We start from the raw sequence: 26949 nt of genomic DNA on the forward strand, positions 1-26949 counted from the left end.
ATGAACTACGTTCGGCTTGGCGACAGCGGCCTGCAGGTGTCCCGCCTCTGCCTGGGTTGCATGACCTACGGCGATCCGGCCTGGCGGCCCTGGGTGCTGAAAGAAGATGAAGCGCGCCCCTTTATCCGCGAGGCGCTGGAAGCGGGCATCAATTTTTTCGATACCGCCAACATTTACTCCGGCGGAGAAAGCGAGCGCATTCTCGGCCGCGCCCTGAAGGCGTTCGCCCGCCGCGAAGACGTGGTGATCGCCACCAAGGCCTACTTTCCGATGGACGCGCAGCCGAACAGCCGAGGGCTGTCGCGCAAGCACCTGCTGCACAGCGTCGACGCCTCTTTGCAGCGGTTGGGGACGGATTACCTCGATCTGTTTGTACTGCACCGCTTCGACACCGAAACGCCGATCGAAGAAACCGCCGACACCCTCGATGGCCTGGTGCGGGCGGGCAAGATCCGCTATCTCGGCGCCTCCTCGCTGCACGCCTGGCGCCTGATGAAAATGCTGGCCTTTCAACGTCAGCACCGCCTGGCGCCGTTTATTTCGCTGCAGAGCCAATACAACCTGGTGACGCGTGAAGACGAAGAGGAGCTGATCCCGCTGTGTCTGGAGGAGGGGCTCAGCCTGACGCCCTGGTCGCCGCTGGCCCGCGGCGTGCTGGCCGGTTCCGGCAACGCCGGCACGCTGCGCGCCGCCACCGACGAACAGGCGCCCCGTTGGTACGGCGGCAGAAACGAAGTGGAACGCACCGTCGCGGCGGTCGCGGAGGTGGCGGCCACGCGCGGCGTTCCACCGGCGCAGATCACGCTGGCCTGGCTGCTGGCCAAACCCGGCGTGGCGTCGCCGCTGGTGGGCATGTCCAAGCCGCACCATCTGCAGGATGCGCTGGCAGCGCTCACCCTCAGGCTATCGCCGGAAGACCTCGCCGCGCTGGAGGCGCCAATGGCACAGGCTGCCCGCCCCGAGCGCTGGTAGCCCCTTTTCCGTCATTCCAGGAGAGAAGACATGTCATATGCGCTTACCGCGCGAGCAGCGTTGTTCACCCTCGCCGCCGCACTCCCCCTGACCACTCCGGCGCAGGCCGCCGCCAATACCCACTGCGCCGAAAGCAGCATGACGCTGCCGCCCGGCGCGCTTTATCCCAACGGCATCGCCCGCGCGACGGACGGCACGTTGTATGTCGGCCTGATCACCAGCGGCAACGTGCTGCGCAAGCGGCCGGGTAAAGCGTGGGAAACCTTTTTCCCTGGCGCTGACACGGTGTTCGCCTCAAACGCGCTGCGGCTGGACGAACGGCGCGGGTTGCTGTGGGGCAATTCGCCGGACTTCCTTTCCGGCAGCAAAACGCGGGCCAACCGCATCTATGCGCTGAACGTCGCGGATGGCACCCTCAACCGCAGCCTGGCACTGCCGACGGGGGAAATGGGCAACGATATCGTGCTCGGCGCAGACGGCACGGTGTACGTAACGGAAACCCGCGGCGGCGGCATCCTGCGCCTGCGGCCGGGCGAAGCGGCATTCAGTACGCTGTTTCAGGATGCGCGATTGGCGGCCCCCAGCGGGCTGGGCGCCGCCGGGATCGTGCTGCTCGACGATCGGCTGATGGCTGTCGCCAATTTCGGCACCGGTAAGCTCTACACCCTCAGCTATAACGATCCGCAGCCGCAGCTGACGGAAATGCAGCTGCCGCGCCTGATTGAAAACCCGGACGGGATGGGATTGGCGCCGGACGGCGCGCTGATCGTGCTGGAAAACGGGATCCAGAGCGGCCAAGGGCGGATCCTGCGGATCCCGTCACCCAAGGCGGCAGGGATGCACCAACTTGAGGTCTTGCGCGAAGGCATGGAGTCGCCGGTTAACCTGACTATCACCCCACAAGGCTGCGCCTTCGTCAGCGAGTCGCGCATCCGCCACCGTCTGCTGCCCGGCCATGAAACCGAAGTGCCCGACAGTTTCCGCCTCTATCAACTGCCCCTGCCTCTCACCGCCGCGCAATAAAGTCGCCCCCCCACTGCGGGCGGCGACACTTGCGTTGTTGCCCGCAGGCGAACAACAATCTCGCTGCGTTACAAACCGGCCTTGCGCAGCGCTTCCCATTTTTACCTGTGACAGCCGATTGCCCGCTAGGCTAGTATAAGCGTCTGTGCAAACCTCGGGTTTGAGCGCGCCGTTTGGCGTTTTGATGATTTGATTTGCGCCGCTCGCCAAGCGCTAAAGGGGGGCGGCGCCTGCTGAAACAATGTGATAGCGAATGACGACAATGAAAATCACAGTTCCCTTTACATTCAATGGATTGGAAAAATAATCGCATGAATAGCACCGATAAACTCGATTCGCACACGCCGATGATGCAGCAGTACCTGCGCCTCAAGGCCCAGCATCCTGAAATCCTGCTGTTCTACCGCATGGGCGACTTCTACGAGCTGTTTTACGATGACGCCAAGCGCGCTTCCCAACTGCTGGATATCTCGCTGACCAAACGCGGCGCCTCGGCGGGTGAACCGATCCCGATGGCCGGCGTGCCGCACCACGCGGTGGAGAACTACCTGGCCAAGCTGGTGCAGCTTGGCGAGTCCGTCGCCATCTGTGAGCAGATCGGCGATCCGGCCACCAGCAAAGGGCCGGTCGAGCGCAAAGTGGTGCGTATCGTCACCCCCGGCACCATCACCGACGAAGCGCTGCTGCAAGAACGCCAGGACAACCTGCTGGCGGCGATCTGGCAGGATGCGCGCGGCTTCGGTTATGCCACGCTGGACGTCAGCTCCGGCCGCTTCCGCGTCGCCGAGCCGCAGGATTTGGAAACCATGGCTGCCGAGCTGCAGCGCACCAATCCAGCCGAGCTGCTCTACCCGGAAACCTTCGAACAAATGGCGCTGATCGAACAGCGCCACGGCCTGCGCCGCCGCCCGCTGTGGGAATTCGAACTGGAGACCGCACGCCAGCAGCTCAACCTGCAGTTCGGCACCCGCGACTTGACCGGTTTCGGCGTCGAGCAGGCGCATCAGGCGCTGCGCGCCGCCGGCTGCCTGCTGCAATACGTCAAAGATACCCAGCGTACTTCGCTGCCGCATATTCGCGGCATCACTATGGAGCGCCAGCAGGACGGCATCATCATGGACGCCGCGACCCGCCGCAACCTGGAGCTGACGCAGAGCCTGTCCGGCGGCAGCGACAACACGCTGGCGGCGATCCTCGATCGCACAGTCACGCCGATGGGCAGCCGCATGCTGAAACGCTGGCTGCACATGCCGACCCGAGACATCAAGGTGCTGACCGCCCGCCAGCAGGCGATCGGCGCATTGCAGGAACTGTTCGCCGATCTGCAGCCTTCGCTGCGTCAGGTGGGCGATCAGGAGCGAATTTTGGCGCGCCTGGCGCTGCGTACCGCGCGTCCGCGCGATCTGGCGCGCATGCGTCATGCTTTCCAGCAATTGCCGGACATCCGCGCGCTGCTGCAAGACGTGGACACCCCGCACGTGCAGCAGCTGCTGGCGCAGGTGGGCCAGTTTGACGAGCTGCGCGAGCTGCTGGAGCGCGCGGTGATTGAATCGCCGCCGGTATTGGTGCGCGACGGCGGCGTGATCGCCCCCGGTTACAACAGCGAGCTGGACGAGTGGCGCGCACTGGCCGATGGCGCCAGCGACTACCTCGACCGGCTGGAGATCCGCGAGCGTGAAAAGCTGGGGCTGGATACGCTCAAGGTCGGTTTTAACGGCGTACATGGCTACTACATTCAGGTGAGCCGCGGCCAAAGCCATCTGGTGCCGATCCACTATGTGCGCCGCCAGACGTTGAAAAACGCCGAGCGCTACATCATCCCGGAATTGAAAGAGTACGAAGACAAAGTGCTCACCTCCAAGGGCAAGGCGTTGGCGATCGAGAAAAGCCTGTACGACGAACTGTTCGATCTGCTGCTGCCGCACCTGGCGGAGCTGCAGCAGAGCGCCGCCGCACTGGCCGAGCTGGACGTGCTGGCCAACCTGGCCGAGCGCGCCGATACCCTGAACTACGCTTGCCCGACCATGAGTGAGCAGCCGGGAATCCGCATTACCGAAGGCCGCCACCCGGTGGTGGAGCAGGTGCTGAGCGAACCGTTTATCTCCAACCCGCTCACCCTGTCGCCGCAGCGCCGCATGCTGATCATTACCGGCCCAAACATGGGCGGTAAAAGCACCTATATGCGACAAACGGCGCTGATCGTGCTGATGGCGCACATCGGCAGTTACGTGCCGGCCACCAAGGCCACCATCGGCCCGGTGGATCGCATCTTCACCCGCGTCGGCGCGGCGGACGATCTGGCTTCCGGCCGCTCCACCTTCATGGTGGAGATGACCGAAACCGCCAACATCCTGCACAACGCCACCGAGCACAGCCTGGTGTTGATGGATGAAATCGGCCGCGGTACCTCCACCTACGACGGCCTGTCGCTGGCCTGGGCCTGCGCCGAGAACCTGGCTAACCGCATCAAGGCGATGACACTGTTCGCCACCCACTACTTCGAACTGACGACCCTACCGGAGAAAATGGAGGGCGTGGTCAACGTGCATCTGGACGCGCTCGAACATGGCGACACCATCGCTTTTATGCACAGCGTACAGGACGGGGCTGCCAGCAAAAGCTATGGCCTGGCGGTCGCCGCGCTTGCCGGCGTGCCGCGCGACGTCATCAAGCGCGCCCGCCAGAAGCTGCGCGAGCTGGAGTCTATCTCCAGCCACACCGCGTCGGGCAGCGTCGATGCCACCCAGATGACGCTGCTGCAGGAAGAGGCCTCGCCGGCGGTTGAAGCCCTGGAAGCGCTGGATCCGGATTCCCTGTCACCGCGCCAGGCGCTGGAATGGATCTACCGGCTGAAAAATATGGTGTAGTCAGGCGCCAGACGCAGGCATAAAAAAACGGTGAGCATAATGCTCACCGTTTTTATTTGATGCGGTTCAACAACCGGCGTTATTCGCGGAACAGCGCCTCAATGCTCAGGCCCTGCATCTGCAGAATCTCACGCAGACGGCGCAGACCTTCAACCTGAATCTGACGGACGCGCTCGCGCGTCAGGCCAATCTCCCGGCCTACGTCTTCCAGCGTCGCCGCTTCATAGCCCAGCAGGCCGAAACGACGCGCCAACACTTCACGCTGTTTGGCGTTCAGTTCGAACAACCATTTGACGATGCTTTGTTTCATATCATCGTCTTGCGTGGTGTCTTCAGGCCCGTTGTCCTTCTCGTCGGCCAGAATGTCCAGCAGCGCTTTCTCCGAATCCCCGCCCAGCGGCGTATCCACCGAGGTGATGCGCTCATTCAGGCGCAGCATGCGGCTGACATCATCCACCGGCTTGTCGAGTTGCTCGGCAATCTCTTCAGCGCTCGGTTCATGATCCAGTTTATGGGAAAGCTCACGCGCGGTGCGCAGATAGACATTCAGTTCTTTGACGATATGGATAGGCAAACGAATAGTACGGGTTTGGTTCATGATCGCCCGTTCAATCGTCTGACGGATCCACCAGGTTGCATAAGTGGAGAAGCGGAAACCGCGTTCCGGGTCGAATTTTTCCACTGCGCGAATCAAACCGAGGTTACCCTCTTCGATCAGATCCAGCAGCGCCAGACCACGGTTGCTGTAGCGGCGGGCGATTTTCACCACCAGCCGCAGGTTGCTTTCAATCATGCGACGGCGGGACGGCACGTCACCGCGCAGAGCACGCCGCGCAAAATAGACTTCTTCCTCTGCGGTCAGCAGAGGTGAATAACCGATCTCACCCAGATAGAGCTGCGTCGCATCCAATACGCGTTGCGTAACGCCTTGAGACAACAGCTCTTCTTCCGCTAAATCGTTCTCGCTGGTCTCTTCTTCTACCAGCGCTTTTTCATCAAACGACTCGGCCTCAGCTCCATTCTCGTCGAAATCCGCATCATCATGTAACTCGTTAACTTTCAGCGTATTTTGGCTCATATGCTGCTCCTACCCGTGATACCGCGAGCAGAATCTCAGCGTATTCTGCCCAATCTATCGCTGCGGAAGATAACGCAGCGGGTTTACGGATTTCCCCTTGTAACGAATTTCAAAATGCAAACGTACTGAACTGGTACCGGTGCTACCCATGGTGGCTATTTTTTGACCCGCCTTCACTTCTTGTTGTTCCCGGACCAGCATTGTGTCGTTATGAGCGTAGGCGCTCAGGTAATCATCATTATGTTTGATGATGATTAGATTACCGTAACCCCGTAAAGCGTTGCCTGCATACACTACGCGACCATCGGCGGTAGCGAAGATAGGCTGCCCACGAGAACCGGCGATATCGACACCTTTATTCCCACCTTCTGATGAGGAAAAGTTATCAATAACCTTACCGTCAGTCGGCCATCTCCAGGTACTGACCGGAGCGCTGTTGCTGACGGTGCTGCTCACGGGAGGAGCGGCTTCCGGCGCGGTAACAGGCGCAGTCGCGGTCCCAACCGCTGCGGCACCTGCTGCAGGTAACATCTTACCTACATTCTGTTTACCCGAGTTTTCAGAATACGCGTTAGTTGATTGAGAATCAACCGTTGCCGTCTGGATCTGGGCGCTGGAAGGTGGCTTCGGAACGCCGCCTTTGGTCGCGTCTGTCGTCGCCAACATGCCGCCGCCGCCGTTGGCAGAACCATTACCAAGCTGAATGGTTTGACCAACATTCAGGCTGTATGGCTCGGGAATATTGTTGCGCTGAGCCAGGTCGCGGAAATCATTGCCGGTGATCCAGGCGATGTAAAACAGCGTGTCGCCGCGCTTGACCGTATAAGTTTCACCGCCGCTGTAGCTCCCTTTTGGGATGGCGTTATAACTACGATTATAGACAATGCGGCCCTCTGGGCTGGCCTGCTGCACTCCGCCATTATTATTGCCGGATGGAACGGCGCCGCCGCCCACACTGCTGATAGGGGCCGACGTCGAGGCCGTATTCGTACAACCCGCCAACCACAAACTTACCATCGTACACACCGCTACCCGGCGTAACGTAATCATTGGGCTTCCCGTGCTCATGCTTCCCCCATGACAGCAATATCAGTGATATATCCAAAATACCCTTTACATCGTAGCCGAGCTTTTGCCACTTCCCAGTTTCTGCGATGTAAAGGCGCCGCCGGCCGATCCCTGAACGCCAGGTCATCTCCCGCCGGAGCATCAAAACGCGCGCCAATGCTAACCACATTGGCGTCGCCGCACCATAAGACAACTACGTAGAAAGGCCAATTCTAGTGAAAATTAGCCTGATTGGAACGAGAAAACCTTATCCGCACGTGATGAAAGTGCAACAGATTTTGCAGACGGTCGAAAAATCAGACAATCGCTAGGCCAATTCGCCTTTCACCAACGGCACAAAGCGCACCGCTTCTACCGCATCGACCACGAAATCGTTGCCATGACGCTGAATGCGTTTGAGGGTTTGGGCCTGCTCGCCCACCGGCAACACCAAAATGCCGCCGTCGTCCAGCTGCTCCACCAGCGCCTGCGGGATCTCCGGCGGCGCGGCAGTGACGATGATCGCATCGAATGGGCCGCGCGACGCCCAGCCCTGCCAGCCGTCGCCGTGGCGAGTGGAAACATTATGAAGATCGAGCTGCTTCAGGCGGCGCTTGGCCTGCCACTGCAGCCCCTTGATGCGCTCGACAGAACAAACGTGTTGCACCAGATGCGCCAGGATGGCGGTTTGATAACCGGAACCGGTGCCGATCTCCAGCACTCTTGAGGTGGGCTTCAGATTCAGCAGCTCGGTCATCCGCGCCACCATATAAGGCTGAGAAATGGTCTGGCCAGAGCCGATCGGTAATGCAGTGTTTTCGTAGGCTTTGTGATCCAGCGCTTCGTCGACAAAACGCTCGCGCGGCACCGCCTCGATCGCTCTCAGCAGCTTTTCGTCCCGGATCCCTTGCTGACGCAGCTGCGTCAGCAATGTTTGCATACGCTTGTTCACCATTCCCCGCTAACCTCTGCCTTGGTTAACCATGTTGTCACGACTTCCTGCGCCGCGTAGGCGGTCAAATCCACCTGTAGCGGCGTGATCGCCACATAGCCTTGTTCCACCGCCGCAAAGTCGGTATCCGGCCCGACATCAAATTTATCACCAGGCGGCCCGATCCAGTAGAGATTTTGTCCACGCGGATCCTGCTGGCAGAAGACCTTATCGGCAGGATGGCGGCTACCACAGCGAGTGACGCGCAGGCCTTTGACCTCCGCCAGTGGCAAATCCGGCACATTGATATTCAGGATTTTTCCGGTGCGTAACGGTTCACGCTGCAGCGCACGCAGGATGCGGCAGGTAATGGCCGCTGCGGTTGCGTAGTGTTGGTGGCCGTTCAGAGACACCGCCAGCGCGGGCAGCCCCAGGTGTCGGCCCTCCATCGCCGCCGCGACGGTGCCGGAATAGATGACGTCATCGCCTAAATTCGGTCCGGCGTTAATGCCGGAGACGACGATATCCGGCGCCGGGCGCATCAATGCGTTGACGCCAAGGTAAACACAGTCGGTCGGCGTCCCCTGCAGCACCGCGATATCGCCGTTGGCCAGCGTCTGCGTGCGCAGCGGCGACTCCAGCGTCAGGGCGTTGGAAGAACCGCTGCGGTTACGATCCGGCGCCACGACCTGCACCTCGGCGAACTCCCGCAGCGCCGCCGCCAGTACCTGAATGCCCGGGGCGCTGACGCCGTCATCGTTACTCAGCAATATCCGCATTGTAGACTCAACCCCTTGTTGTCATGACAAGCAAACTTAAAACCGCACTCTTGTTATCCGGTTATTGTCCGGCTGCGGGTTCATTGGATCACCCTGGTTCACTTTGTCCCGAATTATAACCGAACTTGATTGTGTTACTAGCGCGTCAAACTCATGTCAGCGCCCTCCGAACTCACCGTAGAAACGGCGAGCGCAGCACAGCGGCGGTAAACCGTGCCTGCACAGCATGCGCCGCCGTTCTCACCAACACGGCATACGGAACGCCCAGTCATGCACAAAAACGCCCATGGAAATAAATTCAATTTAAATAATAACCAATCCAAATAAAACACAAAGCACTTTCTCAGCATACATGTCGCTTTCCATCTATATTTTACAGGTTCCTAAGCCACAGTACCTTAAATATTTAACCCCATTATTCACAAAGGGAAAACCATTATGACTCATTTATCAATGACTGATTATCCGGTTGAACTGACACCGGAAACAGAAAAACTGTCGTTCACCAACATCAACAATACCAATGTAATCATCTCTCCAACATCAGACTTAACGATTTCCAAAGCACAGATAAAGATAGGCAGCGGTTTTAATATGCTAAGTTGGGCAGGAAACTCGTCCCTCGGTGGGCCAAACATTGTCAGCGCTAATTTTCGCGCCAATGGCAGCGCTGAATATGGCACAAATAATACGACGATCCTTTCCGCCAACTTCATCACCAAAGATATCCTGATTTCGACCGCCGCCAATGGCGCGAAATCCGCGGTCATCAACAGCAACATCGGCAACTTCGATCAATTTAGCCATATCGATCTCGCCGGCTATGTCGGCACCGGCAGCATATACCTCGATGGGCACCCCGTAGCGACCGAGGGAGCCCACACTTTTGACGCTGGCGTTATCTTCGGCAAGGCCATCATCAACAACAACGCTTATGCTAATGTCAGCAACATCGAGCAATCTCCCTACTTCCCCAGTGCGCCGCTTACTTTTGCCCTTAGCGGATTTGCTGATAACGTCCATTTAATTAACGCTAACGCCTCTTACTCCGCCGGGCAATATATCCCCACTACCATTCGTATATTTGATGACGCAACGGCTGCCAGTAAATTACATGTCGAGCTGGCGAAAGCTCAGGGAAGCAATGTCACGACCGATTTAAATATTGATATCGGCAAAGAGTTCAATCCTTATACCGACACGCCTCCCGCCTACAGCAACCAGAAAATCAACGGCGGTACCTTCGCCGTCACCAGTCATTACACGAATAGTCTGGTGAAGGAAATATTAAATATCACCTCCAACCTTACCCATTCTGAATTAACGTTATCCGGCGGAAGCAATCACATCACGGATATCAGCCTCAACGGTTTCGCACTGGGTGGTGCGAATAATTATGTACTGAAGCTCAATGTCAAAGCGGGCTTTACCGATTCGCTGGCCCACATCTACGTGGGCGAGTTGAGCAACCCTTACGGCAATCTCGCGCCAATCAGCGTGGACATTCACAGTGAAATCGGCGGGACCGGCGGCGGTGACTTTTATAACACACTGACCAGCCTGCAAAACAGCGGGCAGTTCAGCACAGTTATCAATACGCTGGTCGGCAAGCAATTGGTGGTAGAAGGCGCTTCGCAAGACGACCGTTTCAGCGTGATCGGCAACACGACCATCACCGGACATGGCTCGGGTGTGCATGGCGACACGATCAATTTCGCTCAAAGCTCCATTTCCAGCCAGGTCAAAATCACTGATTATAATGCGGGCAACGACCGGATCAATGCAGGCGACGCCGCACAGCAATGGACGTTCTCAGCGGCCGGCGGCAAATCGTTGGTTACCTATGGCGACTACGGTAATGCGAGCAATTTGAATACCTTATTCTCCACGTTGGGTGGCGGTGCCGATGCACAATCCCTATTCAGCGCCGCGCTTAGTAAAGCCACCGGCGGCGCCAGCGAACATGCGCTGGCGGAAGTCGGAGCCATAAAGCTGGGCAATGCGCTGTATATCATCATCGACAGCAATGGCAACCACGGCTTTGACAGTCAGGATATCGTCTTCTCGTTAGGTAACCGCGATCTGCAACAAACGGTGGCGGACATGCATTACAATTCACCGTCGATCGAGCTGAGTGGTATGGCCGCACCGCAGTTGGATGCACTGGCATAAAAATGCAAAAGCCCCGGCTTGGCCGGCCGGGGCTTTTGGGGATTGTCAAAGCCCAAACGGGTATTCTCCGTTACGCACTGATATCCGCATCACCATCATCGGGAAGCATAATTTCACGCACTACGCTGGTGGCGAAGCTGCCTGCTGGCAGCCAGAAGCGCAGTTCCACGGTAACGTCATCCCACCAGTTCCACTGCAAATTTTGCGGCTGCAACAGCAGGGCCCGACGAGCGGGGTCGACACGCTCGCGCTTTAAAAGCGTAAGCAATTCCGGTTGTTCCGCCAAGCATTGTTGTTCAAAAGCCAAGGCTTTGCCGGCGGTGCCTGGCTCACCGTCGCCCGGCAACGCCGCGGTGACAACCAACTCGCCGGCATCCAGCCGTTGCTGCAACGTCTCCAGCTCATCGGCCTTGGCGACGAACCAGCTGCCGCGGCCGCTCAACTGCAGGGCGTCCCCCTCCAGCACGGTGCGCTGCAGGCCGTCGGTCAGGCGCCGGCCGACTATCAGATTGAACAGCGCGCTGCGGCTGGCGGAAAGGTAGAAGCTGCGTTTGCTGCGCTCTTTGACGCGGATTTCGTCGTTTGCCCAGCGACGCGCCATCACCAGATTGTTGCCGCCGCGGCCGAAGCGCTGGCTGCCGAAATAGTTTGGCACGCCCTGCGCGGCGATAGCCTGCAGACGGTTTTCCACGTCCTGACGATCGGAAATGTGGCGCAGCACCAGCGTAAAGTGGTTGCCCTTCAGGTTGCCGATGCGCATTTTGCGCAGGTGGCGGGCGAACGAGAGCACCTCGCAGCCTTCCAGCGCAAACTGTGAGAAATCCGGCGTGTCCTTGCCCGGCATATGCAGGCAGAACCACTGTTCGGTCACCGCGTGGCGATCCTTCAAGCCGGCATAGCTGACGGAACGGGCGTGAATACCGGCGAAGCGCGCCAGATAGTCGGCCACGAACTGGGTATTGCAGCCGTTTTTACGGATGTTCACCAGCACGTGCTCGCCTTCGCCGTCCGGCGCAAAGCCCAGGTCTTCCACCACCACGAAATCTTCCGGATTGGCTTTCAACACCCCGGTGCTCTGCGGCCGGCCATGCAGCCAGGTCAGATTCGCCATATCCATGCGGTTATTCCTTAATCAGCAAGGCGACCGCTTCGCACGCGATGCCCTCGCCGCGCCCGGTGAAGCCGAGCTGCTCGGTGGTCGTGGCCTTCACGTTGACGTCATCCATATGGCACTGCAGATCTTCCGCCAGGAAGACGCGCATCTGCGGGATGTGCGGCGCCATTTTCGGCGCCTGAGCGATAATCGTGATATCGAGGTTACCGAGGCGGTATCCTTTGGCGCGGATACGTTTCCAGGCTTCGCGCAGCAGCTCGCGGCTGTCCACGCCCTTGAAAGCCGGATCGGTATCGGGGAACAGCTTGCCGATATCACCCAGCGCCGCAGCGCCCAGCAAGGCGTCGGTCGCGGCGTGCAGCGCAACGTCGCCGTCGGAATGGGCCAGCAAACCTTTGTCGTAAGGGATGCGAACGCCACCGATCACCAACGGGCCTTCGCCGCCGAATTTATGTACGTCAAAACCGTGACCGATACGCATGGTGCGCTCCTTAATTGTCTAACTGAGTCAAATAGAACGCCGCCAGCGCCAAATCCTCCGGCCGCGTTACTTTAATGTTGTCCGCCCGGCCGGCGATCAGCTGCGGATGATAACCGCAATGCTCCAGCGCCGAGGCTTCGTCGGTGACGTTAGCGCCTTCATCCAGCGCGCGCTGCAGGCACTGCTTGAGCAGCGGCAGCGGAAACAGCTGCGGCGTCAGCGCATGCCACAGATCCTGCCGTTCGACGGTGTGGGCGATGGTGTCGCGGCCAGGTTCGGCGCGTTTCATGGTGTCACGCACCGGCGCGGCAAGAATGCCGCCGACCTTGCTGTGTGCGGTGATCGCCAGCAGGCGCTCGAGATCGTCGGCGTGCAGGCAGGGGCGCGCAGCGTCATGCACCAGCACCCAGTCCGCATCGCCCGCGAGCTTCAGCCCGGCCATCACCGAATCAGCGCGCTGTTTGCCGCCCTCAGTGACGGTCACCCGCGGATCCTGGACGATGGGCAGCCGTTCGAACTGGCGATCTTCCGGGCTAATCGCCACGATCACCCGTTCAATGCGCGGGTGGCGCAACAGGGCATGGATAGCGTGTTCGACGATGCTGTGCCGGCCGATGGTTAAATATTGCTTCGGGCATTCCGCCTGCATGCGGCTGCCGATACCGGCAGCGGGCAGGACGGCAATCACCGAGGGAAAGGTGCCTGCGGAGTGATTCATGCGTTATTTTTGTGCGTTATTTTGCGAGGAAGACGCCGCGTTGCGTCTGGATTGGTCAGGAACCAGACGATAGAAAGTCTCACCGGGCTTGATCATGCCCAGCTCATTACGCGCTCGCTCTTCGATCGCTTCCTGACCGCCGTTCAAATCATCGATTTCGGCAAACAGCTGATCGTTACGCGCTTTCAACTTGGCGTTACTGCCCTGTTGGACCGCAACGTCTTCATTGACTCGCACGTAATCGTGAATACCATTTTTGCCCAGCCACAGTGAATACTGTAACCAACCGAGCAATGCCAGCAATAGCAGCGTAAGTTTTCCCATCTCCGCCCCCTGAAAAACCGACCAATCATCCCACAACTTCTCGTTGGACTCCACACTGAGAGCGGCATTTCAACGCCAAATTCAGAATACGGATGAAGGATTCCCGACTTTATCGCCTAATTCCGTGGTGAAAGCGGCAAAAAAAGCCCCTTTTGCCCGGCACGCGCGGCGCATTTTCCGATGAGACACGCACTGCCCTTTCCCCATTATGCAGCAAGAACCACTGCATCGCCGCTTGCTGACCCATTTCTTACGCCAAAGCAACGTCAAAAGTGAATATTTAACACCATAGAAAGAATAATTATCATGCAGTGGTTGCACTTTCATTCATTGGAGCTTATTTTTATGCACTCATAGTGCATAAATAATTCCAATATATAACCATTCATTATCGGGGATCGCGATGTTAAAACGTTTAGTTCTGATCGGCGCCTGCCTAGCCGCCACCTTCTCCACCGCCGCGTTAGCGGCTGAAACGACCTACGTCGTCGGCTCCGGCGGCACCTATCGGCCGTTCGAGTTTGAAAACAGCCAAAAGCAGCTGGAAGGTTTCGACATCGACATCATCAAAGCGGTGGCCAAGGCCGAAGGCTTCCAAATCAAACTGATCAATACGCCGTGGGAGGGGATCTTCGCCACGTTGAATTCCGGCGATCGCGACATCATCATTTCCGGCATCACCATCACCGACAAGCGCAAGCAAATGGTTGATTTCTCGGCGCCTTACTTCCCGGCCGAACAGGCTATCGTGGTGCCGCAAGACTCGACGGTGGACTCCATCGCCGCGCTGAAGGCGCTGAAGGTCGGCGTGGTGAACTCCAGCACCGGCGACATCGTGGTGTCCGACGTGCTGGGTAAAAACAGCACCGCCATCAAGCGCTTCGACAATACCCCGCTGATGCTGCAGGAGCTGTATGAAGACGGCATCGGCGCGGCGGTCGGCGACGTCGGCGTGGCCAAGTTCTATATCAAAACCCACCCTGAGAAAGTCTTCAAGTTGGTGCCCGACGCCAAGTTTGAGCGCCAGTATTTCGGCATCGCCGTCGCCAAAGGCAACGATGAGCTGCGCAACAAAATCAACGCCGGCCTGAAGAAAATCGTCGCCGACGGCACCTACGCCAAGATCTACCAAACCTGGTTCGACAGCAACGTACCGACGCTGCCGGCGGAATAATGCCCTGCCGCCGGCGCCCGCATGGGCGTCGGCGCGCCACCGTTTCAGCCTACCAAGAAGGAATACCCCTTGAACTTCCGCTGGGAGATCATCCAGGAATACGCGCCGCTGTTTATGGAAGGCGCCTGGATGACCATCAAATGCACCATTATCTGCGTGCTGCTGGGCACCACCTGGGGCTTGATCCTCGGGCTGGGCCGCTTGGCGCAGGCGCCGCACGGCATCTGGAAACCCATCCTGCATTACGGCGTTCAGTGGCCGGTACGCATCTACATCAGCGCCTTTCGCGGCACGCCGCTGTTCGTGCAGATCATGGTGGTGCACTTTGCATTGGTGCCGCTGTTCATCAATCCGCGCGACGGCCTGTTGGTCACCAGCGGCCTGATGAGCGTCGATTTCGCCCGTGCTCTGCGCGCCGACTACGGTGCCTTTCTTTCCTGCGTGGTGGCGATCACGCTCAACGCCGGCGCCTATGTGTCGGAGATCTTCCGCGCCGGGATCCAATCGATCGATCGCGGCCAGATGGAGGCTTCGCGTTCGCTGGGCATGAGCTACGGCAAGACCATGCGACAGGTTATCTTACCGCAGGCCTTCCGCCGCATGCTGCCGCCGCTGGGCAACAACGCCATCGCGATCGTCAAGGATTCGTCGCTGGCCTCCGCCATCGGCCTGGCGGATCTGGCCTATGCCGCCCGTACCGTCTCCGGCGCCTACGCCACTTACTGGGAGCCCTATCTGACCATTTCGCTGGTCTATTGGGTCATCACCTTCCTGCTCTCGCTGCTGGTGCAACACATGGAAAAGAGGTTCGGTAAAAGTGATTCGCGTACATAACCTGCAAAAACAGTTCGGCGAGAGCCACGTGCTGCGCGGCATTTCCTGTCAGATCGCCGCCAACGAAGTGGTGTGCGTCATCGGCCCTTCCGGCTCAGGGAAGAGCACCTTCCTGCGCTGCATCAACGCGCTGGAAACGCTCTCCGGCGGCGAGATCGAGGTGAATGGCTTCGCCGTCCACGATCAGAAAACCGACCTGAACAAAATGCGTGAAAGCGTGGGCATGGTATTTCAGCGCTTCAACCTGTTCCCGCACATGACGGTGTTGGAAAACATCATCATGGCACCGGTAAGCGTGAAGAAACTGCCTCGCGCCGAAGCCATTACGCAAGCTGAACAGCTGCTGCGCAAGGTCGGCCTGCTCGACAAGATTGACGCCTACCCCAACAGCCTGTCCGGCGGCCAGCAGCAGCGGGTGGCGATCGCCCGCGCGCTGGCGATGGAGCCGAAGATCATGCTGTTCGACGAACCGACCTCCGCGCTCGATCCGGAGCTGGTGGGCGAAGTATTGGCAGTGATGAAATCGCTGGCCCACGAGGGCATGACCATGGTGGTGGTAACGCATGAGATGGGCTTTGCCCGCGAGGTGGCCGACCGGGTGCTGTTTATCGATCAGGGGATCATTCAGGAGGAAGGCGCACCGCAGCAGATCTTCAGCCATCCGACTAATCCGCGCACTCAGGCATTTCTAAGCAAAGTTTTGTAACCTTCGGCACCGCTTTGCAATCCTTCGGGCGCCGGCATCGGCGCCCGCTCCCTCACCACCCGGTCAGGAAGCTGAACACCAGCCAAAACAGGCACAGCACAATGGTGCCGGTCAACAGCAGCGTCAAGATCAGACGACCGCGCAGCAGCATGCTGAGGGTGATGCCGATCAACACCGACAGCGGCATCAGCGCCAGGAAGAATGGCCAAGTATAAAGCAGGAAAAACAGCGTGTTGGAACCGTAAACCAGAAACGGCAACGCGAACGCCAGCCAGTAGAAAACAAAGCCGCTGACGCCGCCCAGGAAAGAATAAGAAGGCTCCTCTCTCTCCTGTTTTGATTGCTTGGCGTCGATCAAGATAGGCGTGACATTTTGCATAGTGATCCCTGGTTATTCGGCTCGCTCTGCGGCGGCTTAGAGTAAAAAGCGCATGGCGAAAAACGCCACACGCTTTTTTTGAATTCAGGGTTTGATAATAGCCTGACCACGCAACACGTCTAACAATTGCGCAATCAAATTTGTTACCAATTGTTGGCCATCAAGGTGGATTTCCGGCTGCTGCGGCGCCTCGTAAACCGCGTCGATACCGGTGAAATTGCGCAGCTCGCCGGCGCGCGCTTTCTTATACAATCCCTTCGGATCGCGCGCCTCGCAGATCGCCAACGGCGTATCGACAAACACCTCGATAAAGCGATCGTCACCGAGCATCTCGCGCACCATCTGCCGTTCGGCGCGGTGCGGCGAAATGAACGCGGTCAGCACCACCAGCCCAGCGTCCACCATCAGCTTGGCCACTTCCCCCACCCGGCGAATGTTCTCGCGCCGATCCTCGTCGGAGAAGCCGAGATCGCGGCACAGGCCATGGCGCACGTTATCGCCGTCCAGCAGGTAGGTGCTGACGCCGAGCCCATGCAGCGCCTGCTCCAGCGCGCCGGCGACGGTGGATTTGCCCGAGCCGGACAGCCCGGTAAACCACAGCACCGCGCCGCGATGGCCGTTGCGCGCTTCGCGATCCGCGCGCGTCACCGCGTGCGGATGCCAAACCACGTTCTCGTCGTCCGGCCCGGTCGCCCTCAGTTCAACGGCCACCTTATCGGCCACCGAGCAGATCGCGCGCGCCCCAGTGCGGGAAGTGCTTGCGCACCAGCGCATTCAGCTCCAGCTCGAAGGCGCTGAATTCGCCGCGCGCCGCCGATGCGGCCTGCAGCGTTTCACGCACCAGACCGGCGCCAACCGTGACGTTGCTCATGCGATCGATAAAGATCAGCCCGCCGGTGTCGTGATTGCTCTGATAGCTGTCCAGCATCAGCGGCTCGTCGAAGGTCAGTTCCACCAATCCGATGCCGTTGAGCGGCAACGTGTCGGCCGGATGCTGCGCCAGCGTATTGATCTCCACCTGATGACGGATGCTCTCCACGCGTGCGCGGGTCTTTTTACCGGCGATCTTGATGTCGTAGCTCTGGCCCGGCACCAACGGCTGCTCGGCCATCCATACTACGTCCACCAGCGCGCTCTGCGCCGCCTGCAGACTTTCGCCGGCGTCGACCAGCAGATCGCCCCGGCTGATGTCCACTTCATCCTTCAGCACCAGCGTAATCGCCTCGCCCGGCACCGCTTCTTGCAGATCGCCGTCGAAGGTCACGATGCGCGCCACGTTGGACTCCACACCGGAAGGCAGCACTTTGACCCGTTGCCCCACCCGCACCACGCCGGCAGACAGCGTGCCGGCATAGCCGCGAAAATCGAGGTTCGGGCGGTTGACGTACTGCACCGGGAAGCGCAGCGGCTGGTTTTCTCGCTCGCTGATCACATCAACGCTCTCCAGCACTTCCAGCAGCGTCGGGCCGCTGTACCACGGCATATGGGCGCTTTCGCTCGCCACGTTGTCGCCGTCCAGCGCCGACAGCGGCACGAATTTGATGTCCAGGTCGCCTGGCAGCTGCTGGGCGAAGGTCAGGTAATCCTGTTTGAACTGCTCGAACACCGTTTCCTGATAGTCCACCAGATCCATCTTGTTCACCGCGACCACCAGATGGCGAATGCCCAGCAGGGTCGCGATAAAGCTGTGGCGGCGAGTCTGATCCAGCACCCCTTTGCGAGCGTCGATCAGCAGGATCGCTAGATCGCAGGTAGAGGCACCGGTGGCCATGTTGCGGGTGTACTGCTCATGCCCCGGGGTATCGGCGATGATAAACTTGCGTTTTTCGGTCGAGAAGTAGCGATAGGCCACGTCGATGGTGATGCCTTGTTCGCGCTCGGCCTGCAGGCCGTCCACCAGCAGCGCCAGATCGAGCTTCTCGCCCTGGGTGCCGATGCGTTTGCTGTCGCTGTGCAGCGTCGACAGCTGATCCTCGTAGATCTGGCGGGTATCGTGCAGCAGGCGGCCGATCAGGGTGCTTTTGCCGTCGTCGACGCTGCCGCAGGTCAGAAAGCGCAGCAGGCTCTTGTGCTGCTGCGCGTGCAGATAGGACTCGACGCCGCCCTGGTCAGCGATTTGTTGTGCAATTGCGTTGTTCATCCGGCGGCTCCTTAGAAATACCCTTGACGCTTTTTCAGCTCCATCGAGCCGGACTGATCGCGATCGATCATCCGCCCCTGGCGTTCACTGGTGGTGGAGACCAGCATTTCTTCGATGATCTCCGGCAGGGTTTGCGCCTGCGAGTCCACCGCGCCGGTCAGCGGCCAGCACCCCAGGGTGCGGAAACGCACCATGCGCTGGCTGATCACTTCGCCCGGCTGCAGATCGATGCGATCGTCGTCCACCATCATCAGCATGCCGTCGCGCTCCACCACCGGGCGTGGTTTCGCCAGGTACAGCGGCACGATGTCGATCTTTTCCAGGAAGATGTACTGCCAGATATCCAGCTCGGTCCAGTTCGACAGCGGGAAGACGCGGATGCTCTCCCCTTTGTTGATCTGGCCGTTGTAGTTGTGCCACAGCTCCGGCCGCTGGTTTTTCGGATCCCAGCGGTGGAAGCGATCGCGGAACGAATAGATGCGCTCTTTGGCGCGCGATTTCTCCTCGTCGCGCCGCGCACCGCCGAAGGCGGCGTCGAAACCGTACTTGTTCAGCGCCTGCTTCAGGCCCTCGGTCTTCATGATGTCGGTATGCTTGGCGCTGCCGTGCACGAACGGGTTAATGCCCATCGCCACCCCTTCCGGGTTTTTATGCACCAGCAGCTCGAAGCCGTACTCCTTCGCGGTGCGATCGCGGAATTCGTACATTTCGCGGAATTTCCAGCCGGTATCGACGTGCAGCAGCGGGAACGGCAGCGTGCCGGGGAAGAACGCCTTGCGCGCCAGATGCAGCATCACGGAAGAGTCTTTGCCGATGGAATACAGCATCACCGGGTTGGCGAATTCAGCGGCGACTTCACGGATGATATGGATACTCTCCGCCTCCAATTGCCGCAAATGAGTGAGTCGTTTTTCGTCCATAACAGGTCCTTAAAAGCCTTGCCTATGCCAAATTCACGACGGCCGGGCGCGCTGCCCCTTCCGTCTGCGATTGATGCCCGAACCAGGCGATTTGATGGTGCAGTTCCACCACTTCGCCGATCACCAACAGCGCCGGCAGCGGCGCCTGTTGGGCCAGGTGTTCCAGTTGTTCCAGCGTGCCGATCTGCACCTGCTGATCGGCGCGCGTGCCGCGGCTGATCACCGCCACCGGCGTCGCGGCAGCGCGACCGTGGGCGATCAGCCGCTGGCTAATGTCCGCCGCCTTCATCGTGCCCATGTAGATAGCCAACGTCTGCCGCGCCCGAGCCAGATCGGCCCAGTCCAGGCCATCGCCGTCGGGGCGGCAGTGGCCGGTGATAAAGGTCACGCTCTGCGCGTGGTCGCGGTGCGTCAGCGGAATGCCGGCGTAGGCGGTCGCCCCCGCGGCGGCCGTGACGCCCGGCACCACCTGGAAAGGAATGCCGGCGGCGGCGGCCACCTGCAGCTCTTCGCCGCCGCGGCCAAAGATGAACGGATCGCCACCCTTGAGGCGCACCACGCGTTTGCCCTGCTGCGCCAGTTCCACCAGCAGCCGATTGGTCTCCTCCTGGATCACCGAGTGCGCGCCGGCGCGCTTGCCCACGCAGATGCGTTCGGCGTCACGGCGCACCAGATCGAGGATTTCGCCGCTGACCAGATGGTCATACAGCACCACGTCCGCCTGCTGCATCACCTGCAGCCCGCGCAGGGTCAACAGCCCCACGTCGCCCGGCCCGGCGCCCACCAACGCTATCTCGCCCTGGGCGCCCTCATCGCCTGCGGCGAAGCGGTGCAAATCCTGCTCCAGCTGCCGTTCCGCCTGCGCCGTCTGGCCGTTGGCCACCAGCGTGGCGAAACGACCGCCAAAGGTTTTCTCCCAGAAACGGCGACGCTCGCCAATCGAGGCCAGCCGCTGTTTGACCTGGCCGCGCCAGCGGCCCGCCACCTGCGCCATCTGCCCCAAACTGGCGGGTAGCAACGCCTCCAGCTTTTCGCGCAGCAACCGCGCCAGCACCGGCGCCTGGCCGCTGGACGATACGGCCACCACCAGCGGCGAGCGATCGATGATCGACGGGAAGATGAACGAACAACGCGGCTGATCGTCCACCACGTTGGCCAGCACCCGGCGTTTATCCGCCTCGGCGAACACCGCGGCGTTCAGCGCATTGTCGTCCGTGGCGGCGATCGCCAGAAACACGTCGTCCAGCTGCTGCGGATCAAAGCTTTTCCCCAGCCAGAGCACCTGACCTTGCTGACGTTGTTGTTCCAGTTCCGGTGAGAGCGACTGCGCAACTATCCGTATTTCAGCCCCGGCGCGCTGAAGCAGATCGACTTTGCGCGCCGCCACGTCACCACCGCCAACGACCAGTACCGGACGTTGTTTCAGGTCGGCGAATATTGGTAGATAGTCCACAACAGCCTTTTCATATAACAGAAAGATAGTGTGACTATACGGGCTGAGATTTAGCCTCTGAAATGACGAAAAGGAATGATTAGTTCCTTTATGGAATATAGGCCGCAACGCCGAAGGCAAACGGTGATACTCACGACAGCAGTTTGCGCGTTGGCGCGAAAATTAAGAGACAGGGAAATTGTGTAATGCCGCCCGGCGTCTCATACTGGGTGCCGAAGAAAAATGATCGGCAGCGCCGATAGCAAAGAAGGATTTTTCGGTATGTTTTCCCGTTTTTACCTGAAGACCAGCCTGCTGGCCCTCGCACTCGGCGGCGTCTTCAGCGTGTGTGCCGCACAGCCCGTAAAAGACGCGCCAATGGGCCGTTTCGCCGCCGAACAGACCCGCCACATCGCCACTTACTTCCCCGGCCGCATGGCGGGCAGCCCGGCCGAATTGCTCACCGCCGACTACCTGAAGCAGCAATTCAGCAAGATGGGTTACCAAAGCGATATTCGCAGCGTCAATACGCGCTATCTCTACACCAGCAAAGATGGCAAGAAGAACTGGAACAACGTCACCGCCAGCTCGGTGATCGCCGCCCGCAACGGCGACAGCCCGAAACAAATCGTGGTCGTCGCCCACTTCGACACCTATACGCCGCGGAGCGACGAGGATCTGGATAACAACCTCGGTGGCTTGACGCTGCAGGGTGTCGACGACAACGCCTCCGGCATCGGCGTAATGCTGGAACTGGCGGAACGCCTGAAGAACATCCCCACCGCCTACGGCCTGCGCTTCGTCGCCACCAGCGCCGAAGAGCTCGGTTCGCTGGGGGCGCAGAACTACCTGCAGCGAATGAGTGCGGAAGAGAAAAGCAACACCGTGCTGGTGATCAATCTCGACAGCCTGATCACTGGCGATCGGCTGTACTTCAACGCCGGGCGCAACACGCCGCCGCAGATGGCGAAGCGCTCCCGCGATCGCGCGCTGGATATCGCCCATCGCTACGGCATCGCCGCCGCCACCAATCCAGGCAGCGCACAGCATCCGCAGGGCACCGGCTGCTGCTCCGATCAAGAGGTGTTCGATGCCGCAGGCATCCCGGTATTGTCGGTAGAGGCCACCAACTGGTCGTTGGGGGAGAAGGACGGCTATCAGCAGCGCGCCGTCAGCCCGCACTTCCCGCAGGGCATCACCTGGCACCGCCCGCAATACGACAACCTGCAGTATCTGGATCGCTATCTGCCGGGGCGGATCGACAAACGCAGCCGCGACAGCGTGCAGATCCTGCTGCCGCTGATCAAAGAGTTGGCGCAGGCGCACCCGCCGAAAGCACAAAAGAAAAAGTAGCCTACAAAAAAACAGGGCCCAGCATTGCTGAGCCCTGTCGGGTGATTCGCCTCTTTTAGCCTTCGTGCAGACCGCACTCGCGCTTCAGGCCGAAGAAACGCGTCTCTTCCTCACTCATGCCCGGCTCCCATTTCTGGGTGGTGTGGGTATCGCCTACCGACAGGTAGCCCTGTTCCCACAGCGGGTGATAACTCAGCCCGTGTTCGGTCAGATACTGGTAAATCTTGCGGTTGTCCCAGTCAATGATCGGCAGGATCTTGAACACCCCACGCTGCACCGCCAGCACCGGCAGATTGGCGCGGCTACCGGACTGCTCGCGCCGCAGACCGGCGAACCAGCTCTGCGCCCCCAGCGTCTCCAGCGCGCGGTTCATCGGCTCAACCTTGTTGATCTGGTTGTACTTTTCAATCCCTTCCACGCCCTGTTCCCACAGATTGCCATAGCGCGCCTCTTGCCAGGCGGGAGACTGTTCGGCGCGGAACACCTGCAGATTCAGCTTCAGCTGGTCGGTCAGTTGATCGATAAAGCGATAGGTTTCCGGGAACAGGTAACCGGTGTCGGTCAGGATCACCGGGATATCCGGCCGGATGCGCGTCACCAGGTGCAGACATACCGCCGCCTGAATGCCGAAACTGGACGAGAGTACGAACTCGCCGGGCAGATGCCCCAGCGCCCATGCAACGCGCTGTTCGGCGCTGAGGGTCTCCAGTTGGCCGTTGACTACCGCCAATGCCAGCGCCTGCCCGGATTTGGGCAACGCGTTCAGCGCCGCCAGATCGAATTCAGCCATGTTGTCTCTCCTGATGCTTGAAATTACCTGCGCGGCCCCTCTGCCCAGAGGCCGCCCGGCCTCACTCCCAGAAATCTCGCGCCGGATCCAGCACCGGTTTGACGATGCCCGCACGCACGGTGAAGTCGCCGAAGCCTTCGCCGCCGTTGCGCTCCTCCGCCCAGCGCCCCACCAACAGGTCGATCTCGTTCAGGATCTCGTCTTCGTTGATGTTCTCGCGGTACATGCGCGGAATGCGCGTGCCTTCGCGGTTGCCGCCCAAATGCAGGTTATAACGGCCGACCGCCTTGCCCACCAGCCCCAGCTCCGCCAGCAGCGCGCGGCCGCAGCCGTTCGGGCAGCCGGTAATGCGCAGCACGATATGCTCGTCGCCCACCCCGTGCCGATGCATGATCCCCTCCACCTTGGTGACGAACTGCGGCAGGAAGCGCTCGGCCTCCGCCATCGCCAGCGGACAGGTCGGGAACGACACGCAGGCCATCGAATTCTTGCGTTGCTCGCTGATCTCGTCGTCGATCAGGCCATGATCGCGCGCTAGGGCTTCGATCTTCGCCTTCTCGCTTTCCGGCACGCCGGCGATGATCACGTTTTGGTTCGCCGTCAGACGGAAGTCACCTTTATGGATCTTGGCGATCTCCGCCATGCCGGTCTTCAGCGGGCGCCCCGGATAGTCCAGCAGGCGGCCGTTCTCGATAAACAGCGTCAGGTGCCATTGATCGTCGATGCCCTTCACCCAACCGATGCGATCGCCGCGGCCGGTGAATTCATACGGCCGGATCGGCGCGAAAGTAATGCCGGCGCGCTTTTCCACTTCGGCGCGGAAAACATCTACCCCGACGCGCTCCAGCGTGTATTTGGTCTTGGCGTTCTTGCGATCGGTGCGGTTGCCCCAGTCGCGCTGCGTGGTCACCACCGCTTCCGCTACCGCCAGCGTATGTTCGAGCGGAATGTAGCCGAACTCGCTGGCCTGGCGCGCGTAGGTTTTCTTGTTGCCGTGTTCGATGGACAGCCCGCCGCCCACCAGCAGGTTGAAGCCTACCAGCTTGCCGTTTTCGGCGATCGCCACAAAGTTCATGTCGTTGGCGTGCAGATCGACGTCGTTCTGTGGCGGGATCACCACCGTGGTTTTAAATTTGCGCGGCAGGTAGGTCGGCCCCAGAATCGGTTCTTCGTCGGTGGTGGCCACCTTTTCCTGATCCAGCCACACCTCGGCGTAGGCGCGGGTGCGCGGCAGCAGGTGTTCGGAGATCTTCTTCGCCCACTCGTAGGCTTCCTGATGCAGCTCGGACTCCACCGGGTTGGAGGTGCACAGCACGTTGCGGTTCACGTCGTTGGCGGTCGCCAGCGCGTCCAGCCCCAGGCGGTTCAGCAGCTGGTGCACCGGTTTGACATTGCCTTTCAGGATGCCGTGAAACTGGAACGTCTGGCGGTTGGTGATGCGAATGCTGCCGTACAGCGTGCTCTCCTGCGCGAACTTGTCGATGCCCAGCCACTGCTGTGGGCTGATGACGCCGCCCGGCAGGCGGCAGCGCAGCATCATGGCGTGGCGCGGCTCCAGCTTCTGCTCGGCGCGTTCGGCACGAATGTCACGGTCATCCTGCTGGTACATGCCGTGAAAACGGATCAGCAGGAAGTTGTCGCCGTTGAAGCCGCCGGTCAGGCCGTCGTTCAAATCTTCGGCGATGGTGCCACGCAGGAAGTTGCTTTCCTTCTTCATGCGCTCCGCATCGGCCAGTTTGCCTTCGACTACCAAAGGCCCGGGGTGTTTATCACTCATCAGTAAACATCTCGCTGATAACGGCGCTCAAGGCGCAGCTCACTTAAAAATTCATCCGCCTGCTCGGTATCCATGCCACCGTGCTCGGCCACCAGTTCCAGTAATGTGTTTTCCACGTCTTTCGCCATGCGATTGGCATCGCCGCAGACGTAAATGTGCGCGCCTTCCTGAATCCAGCGCCACACTTCTGCGCCCTGTTCGCGCAGTTTGTCTTGTACGTATATTTTATGTTGCTGGTCACGGGACCAGGCCAGATCGATGCGGGTCAGCAGGCCGTCTTTCACGTAGCGCTGCCATTCGACCTGGTACAGGAAATCTTCGGTAAAGTGCGGGTTGCCGAAGAACAGCCAGTTCTTGCCGCCGGCGCCGTCGGCGTCGCGCTGCTGCATAAAGGCGCGGAACGGCGCGATGCCGGTGCCCGGGCCAATCATGATCACCGGCGCTTCCGGATTGGCCGGCAGGCGGAAGTTGTCGTTGTGCTCGATAAACACACGCACGTCACCGTCTTCGTCCAGGCGATCCGCCAGGAAGCCGGAGGCGCCGCCGCTGCGGGCGCGCCCGTCGATGTCGTAACGCACCACGCCCACGGTGATGTGCACTTCGCTTTCGTTCTCCGCCTGCGAAGAGGCGATGGAGTACAGGCGCGGCGTCAGCGGACGCAGCAGCCCGACCAGCTGTTCGGCGCTCAGATCCGCCGGCGCCTGGCGCACCATGTCGACGATCGGCGTGTTGTGCGCATACTGCTGTAGCGCAGCCTTATCCGCCAACAGACCGATCAGCGTTTCGTCGCGCGACAGCGCGGCGTATTTATCGACGATCGGCGTGGTGTTCTGCGTCAGTTCGAAATGGCTGCGCAGCGCCTGCGCCAGCGGCAGGGTCTGCCCTTCCACCTCGACCGGCTCGTCGCCTTTCAGCCACAACAGCTGCACCAGTTCGTCCACCAGCGCCGGATCGTTGTCGAACCATACGCCGAGCGCATCGCCCGGCTGATAGCGCAGGCCGGAATCGCCCAGATCGATCTCGATATGGCGCACGTCTTTATCCGACGCGCGGCCGGTAATTTTCTGCTTGACCGCCAGTTGGGCGGTGAGCGGTTGTTCCTTGCTGTACGGACTGCTGTCGATCAGGTCAACCGCGCCGCTGGCCAACACGCCCGGCGCAGCGCTTTCCGCCGGCGCGCGCGCCTTCAGCACCGACACCACCTGTTTGCGCCAGGCGGCGGCCAGCTCCTGGTACTCCACGTCGGCATCTACGCGCTCCACCAGGCGCTCGGCACCCAGCTCGGCCAGCTTGCCGTCGAAATCTTTACCTGACTGGCAGAAATTCTCATAAGAGGTGTCGCCTAACCCGAACACCGCAAACGCGGTGTCATTGAGCTTCGGCGCCTTCTTCGAGAACAGGAATTTATGCAGCGCCACCGCTTCTTCCGCCGGTTCGCCTTCCCCTTGTGTGGAGGCGACGATCACCAACAGGCGCTCTTGCGCTATCTGTTTGAACTTGTAGTCGCCGGCGCTGACCAACGTGGCGCTCAGATTGGCGGCCAACAGATCGTCGCGCAACTGCTCCGCCAGGCGGCGCGCATTGCCGGTCTGCGAAGCGGAAATGATGGTGATGGCGGCCGCAGCCGCAGGGGCGGCAGGCGCAATGGCCACGGCTCCGGGCTGTTGATTGACCATGCCCCAAAAATAACCGGACAGCCACGCCAGCTGCGTCGGCGAATAGTCGCCGATCGTCGCCTGTAAGCGCGCCAGCTGTTCCGGCGTCAGCGGGAGCAAAGATGTTGGAGGAGCCTGAGTCGTCATTGCTGTACTTATTTCCTATACTTAGCGCCTTTCCTGCCAGGCGCGCGCCAGTGCCAGTCGCTGTCTCTTCGCTGCGTCGGGTGTGCGGAAAAGATCAGGAGAGTTTGTAAGGTTACCGAGCAGAATAGCAACGATT

24 protein-coding genes are annotated in these 26949 nt (G+C 60.1%); 8 read left to right on the forward strand and 16 right to left on the reverse strand.

Going from position 1 to position 26949, the window contains the following annotated elements:
• The 3 genes from FOT55_RS02210 (at position 1) to mutS (ending at position 4862) form a co-directional block, all read left to right on the forward strand.
• The gene (locus FOT55_RS02210; protein WP_147823042.1) at positions 1-972 is read left to right on the forward strand and encodes an aldo/keto reductase; all 972 of its coding nucleotides are present in this window, start codon (positions 1-3) and stop codon (positions 970-972) included.
• Between the two features lie 30 nt (positions 973-1002).
• Positions 1003-1995 carry a Vgb family protein gene (locus FOT55_RS02215; protein WP_238476083.1) on the forward strand — a complete coding sequence of 331 codons (993 nt, stop codon included), beginning with the start codon at positions 1003-1005 and terminating at the stop codon, positions 1993-1995.
• 311 nt (positions 1996-2306) lie between these two features.
• On the forward strand, positions 2307-4862 hold the full coding sequence (gene mutS, locus FOT55_RS02220) for a DNA mismatch repair protein MutS (protein WP_060434473.1): 2556 nt from the start codon (positions 2307-2309) through the stop codon (positions 4860-4862).
• Between the two features lie 79 nt (positions 4863-4941).
• Here the strand turns inward: mutS and rpoS are convergent, their stop codons facing one another.
• The 4 genes from rpoS to surE all read right to left on the reverse strand — a co-directional run bounded on the left by rpoS (position 4942) and on the right by surE (position 8697).
• Positions 4942-5940, reverse strand: coding sequence for an RNA polymerase sigma factor RpoS (rpoS, locus tag FOT55_RS02225; protein ID WP_004932578.1), 999 nt, complete (start codon positions 5938-5940; stop codon positions 4942-4944).
• Positions 5941-5994: 54 nt separating this feature from the next.
• A complete protein-coding gene (gene nlpD / locus FOT55_RS02230; RefSeq protein ID WP_025301622.1) occupies positions 5995-6990 on the reverse strand; it encodes a murein hydrolase activator NlpD in 996 nt (331 codons plus the stop codon).
• A gap of 325 nt (positions 6991-7315) precedes the next feature.
• Complete coding sequence (locus FOT55_RS02235; RefSeq protein ID WP_004932585.1) at positions 7316-7942, reverse strand: protein-L-isoaspartate(D-aspartate) O-methyltransferase; 627 nt, start codon at positions 7940-7942, stop codon at positions 7316-7318.
• Entirely contained in the window at positions 7936-8697 is a 762-nt protein-coding gene (gene surE / locus FOT55_RS02240) for a 5'/3'-nucleotidase SurE (RefSeq protein WP_060434262.1), read from the reverse strand. The genes FOT55_RS02235 and surE overlap by 7 nt, the downstream gene beginning before the upstream one ends.
• Before the next feature lie 438 nt (positions 8698-9135).
• Between surE and FOT55_RS02245 the strand changes: the two genes are divergently transcribed.
• Positions 9136-10869 (forward strand): hypothetical protein, encoded by a 1734-nt coding sequence (locus tag FOT55_RS02245; protein WP_147823043.1) that lies wholly within the window; start codon positions 9136-9138, stop codon positions 10867-10869.
• A gap of 70 nt (positions 10870-10939) precedes the next feature.
• Here FOT55_RS02245 and truD read toward each other — a convergent pair whose 3' ends face one another.
• Genes truD through ftsB form a run of 4 tightly spaced genes read right to left on the reverse strand, consistent with a single transcriptional unit; the run spans position 10940 to position 13506 of the window.
• A complete protein-coding gene (gene truD, locus FOT55_RS02250) occupies positions 10940-11986 on the reverse strand; it encodes a tRNA pseudouridine(13) synthase TruD (RefSeq protein WP_147823044.1) in 1047 nt (348 codons plus the stop codon).
• A gap of 4 nt (positions 11987-11990) precedes the next feature.
• Positions 11991-12464 carry a 2-C-methyl-D-erythritol 2,4-cyclodiphosphate synthase gene (gene ispF, locus FOT55_RS02255; RefSeq protein WP_060430901.1) on the reverse strand — a complete coding sequence of 158 codons (474 nt, stop codon included), beginning with the start codon at positions 12462-12464 and terminating at the stop codon, positions 11991-11993.
• Between the two features lie 10 nt (positions 12465-12474).
• The gene (ispD, locus tag FOT55_RS02260) at positions 12475-13182 is read right to left on the reverse strand and encodes a 2-C-methyl-D-erythritol 4-phosphate cytidylyltransferase (protein WP_147823045.1); all 708 of its coding nucleotides are present in this window, start codon (positions 13180-13182) and stop codon (positions 12475-12477) included.
• A 3-nt stretch (positions 13183-13185) separates the two neighbouring features.
• The gene (ftsB, locus tag FOT55_RS02265) at positions 13186-13506 is read right to left on the reverse strand and encodes a cell division protein FtsB (protein WP_021505314.1); all 321 of its coding nucleotides are present in this window, start codon (positions 13504-13506) and stop codon (positions 13186-13188) included.
• A gap of 403 nt (positions 13507-13909) precedes the next feature.
• On the opposite strand from ftsB, the gene FOT55_RS02270 reads away from it, so the two are divergent.
• From FOT55_RS02270 to FOT55_RS02280, 3 genes are read left to right on the forward strand one after another with little or no spacing between them, the layout of a single operon-like run.
• Complete coding sequence (locus FOT55_RS02270; RefSeq protein WP_147823046.1) at positions 13910-14680, forward strand: basic amino acid ABC transporter substrate-binding protein; 771 nt, start codon at positions 13910-13912, stop codon at positions 14678-14680.
• A 21-nt stretch (positions 14681-14701) separates the two neighbouring features.
• On the forward strand, positions 14702-15514 hold the full coding sequence (locus FOT55_RS02275) for an amino acid ABC transporter permease (protein ID WP_060434258.1): 813 nt from the start codon (positions 14702-14704) through the stop codon (positions 15512-15514).
• Positions 15498-16220, forward strand: coding sequence for an amino acid ABC transporter ATP-binding protein (locus tag FOT55_RS02280; protein ID WP_043135839.1), 723 nt, complete (start codon positions 15498-15500; stop codon positions 16218-16220). Before FOT55_RS02275 ends, FOT55_RS02280 begins: the two co-directional genes overlap by 17 nt.
• A gap of 52 nt (positions 16221-16272) precedes the next feature.
• Here the strand turns inward: FOT55_RS02280 and FOT55_RS02285 are convergent, their stop codons facing one another.
• From FOT55_RS02285 to cysG, 5 genes are all read right to left on the reverse strand, one after another.
• Complete coding sequence (locus FOT55_RS02285) at positions 16273-16599, reverse strand: DUF3561 family protein (RefSeq protein WP_025301616.1); 327 nt, start codon at positions 16597-16599, stop codon at positions 16273-16275.
• Positions 16600-16683: 84 nt separating this feature from the next.
• The gene (gene cysC, locus FOT55_RS02290) at positions 16684-17373 is read right to left on the reverse strand and encodes an adenylyl-sulfate kinase (RefSeq protein WP_080271240.1); all 690 of its coding nucleotides are present in this window, start codon (positions 17371-17373) and stop codon (positions 16684-16686) included.
• The gene (gene cysN / locus FOT55_RS02295) at positions 17312-18739 is read right to left on the reverse strand and encodes a sulfate adenylyltransferase subunit CysN (protein ID WP_147823047.1); all 1428 of its coding nucleotides are present in this window, start codon (positions 18737-18739) and stop codon (positions 17312-17314) included. The genes cysC and cysN overlap by 62 nt, the downstream gene beginning before the upstream one ends.
• A gap of 11 nt (positions 18740-18750) precedes the next feature.
• Positions 18751-19659 (reverse strand): sulfate adenylyltransferase subunit CysD, encoded by a 909-nt coding sequence (cysD, locus tag FOT55_RS02300; RefSeq protein WP_004932620.1) that lies wholly within the window; start codon positions 19657-19659, stop codon positions 18751-18753.
• Between the two features lie 22 nt (positions 19660-19681).
• Entirely contained in the window at positions 19682-21112 is a 1431-nt protein-coding gene (cysG, locus tag FOT55_RS02305) for a siroheme synthase CysG (protein WP_043135853.1), read from the reverse strand.
• A 261-nt stretch (positions 21113-21373) separates the two neighbouring features.
• Between cysG and FOT55_RS02310 the strand changes: the two genes are divergently transcribed.
• On the forward strand, positions 21374-22444 hold the full coding sequence (locus FOT55_RS02310; protein WP_147823048.1) for an aminopeptidase: 1071 nt from the start codon (positions 21374-21376) through the stop codon (positions 22442-22444).
• Positions 22445-22499: 55 nt separating this feature from the next.
• On the opposite strand, the gene FOT55_RS02315 is transcribed toward FOT55_RS02310, so the two are convergent.
• From FOT55_RS02315 to cysJ, 3 genes are all read right to left on the reverse strand, one after another.
• Positions 22500-23234 (reverse strand): phosphoadenylyl-sulfate reductase, encoded by a 735-nt coding sequence (locus tag FOT55_RS02315; RefSeq protein ID WP_147823049.1) that lies wholly within the window; start codon positions 23232-23234, stop codon positions 22500-22502.
• Between the two features lie 61 nt (positions 23235-23295).
• Entirely contained in the window at positions 23296-25011 is a 1716-nt protein-coding gene (cysI, locus tag FOT55_RS02320; RefSeq protein WP_043135856.1) for an assimilatory sulfite reductase (NADPH) hemoprotein subunit, read from the reverse strand.
• Complete coding sequence (gene cysJ / locus FOT55_RS02325) at positions 25011-26813, reverse strand: NADPH-dependent assimilatory sulfite reductase flavoprotein subunit (protein WP_147823050.1); 1803 nt, start codon at positions 26811-26813, stop codon at positions 25011-25013. Before cysJ ends, cysI begins: the two co-directional genes overlap by 1 nt.
• Between the last annotated feature and the right edge of the window lie 136 nt (positions 26814-26949).

It is taken from the genome of Serratia bockelmannii, from assembly GCF_008011855.1.
Taxonomy (GTDB): Bacteria; Pseudomonadota; Gammaproteobacteria; order Enterobacterales; family Enterobacteriaceae; genus Serratia; species Serratia bockelmannii.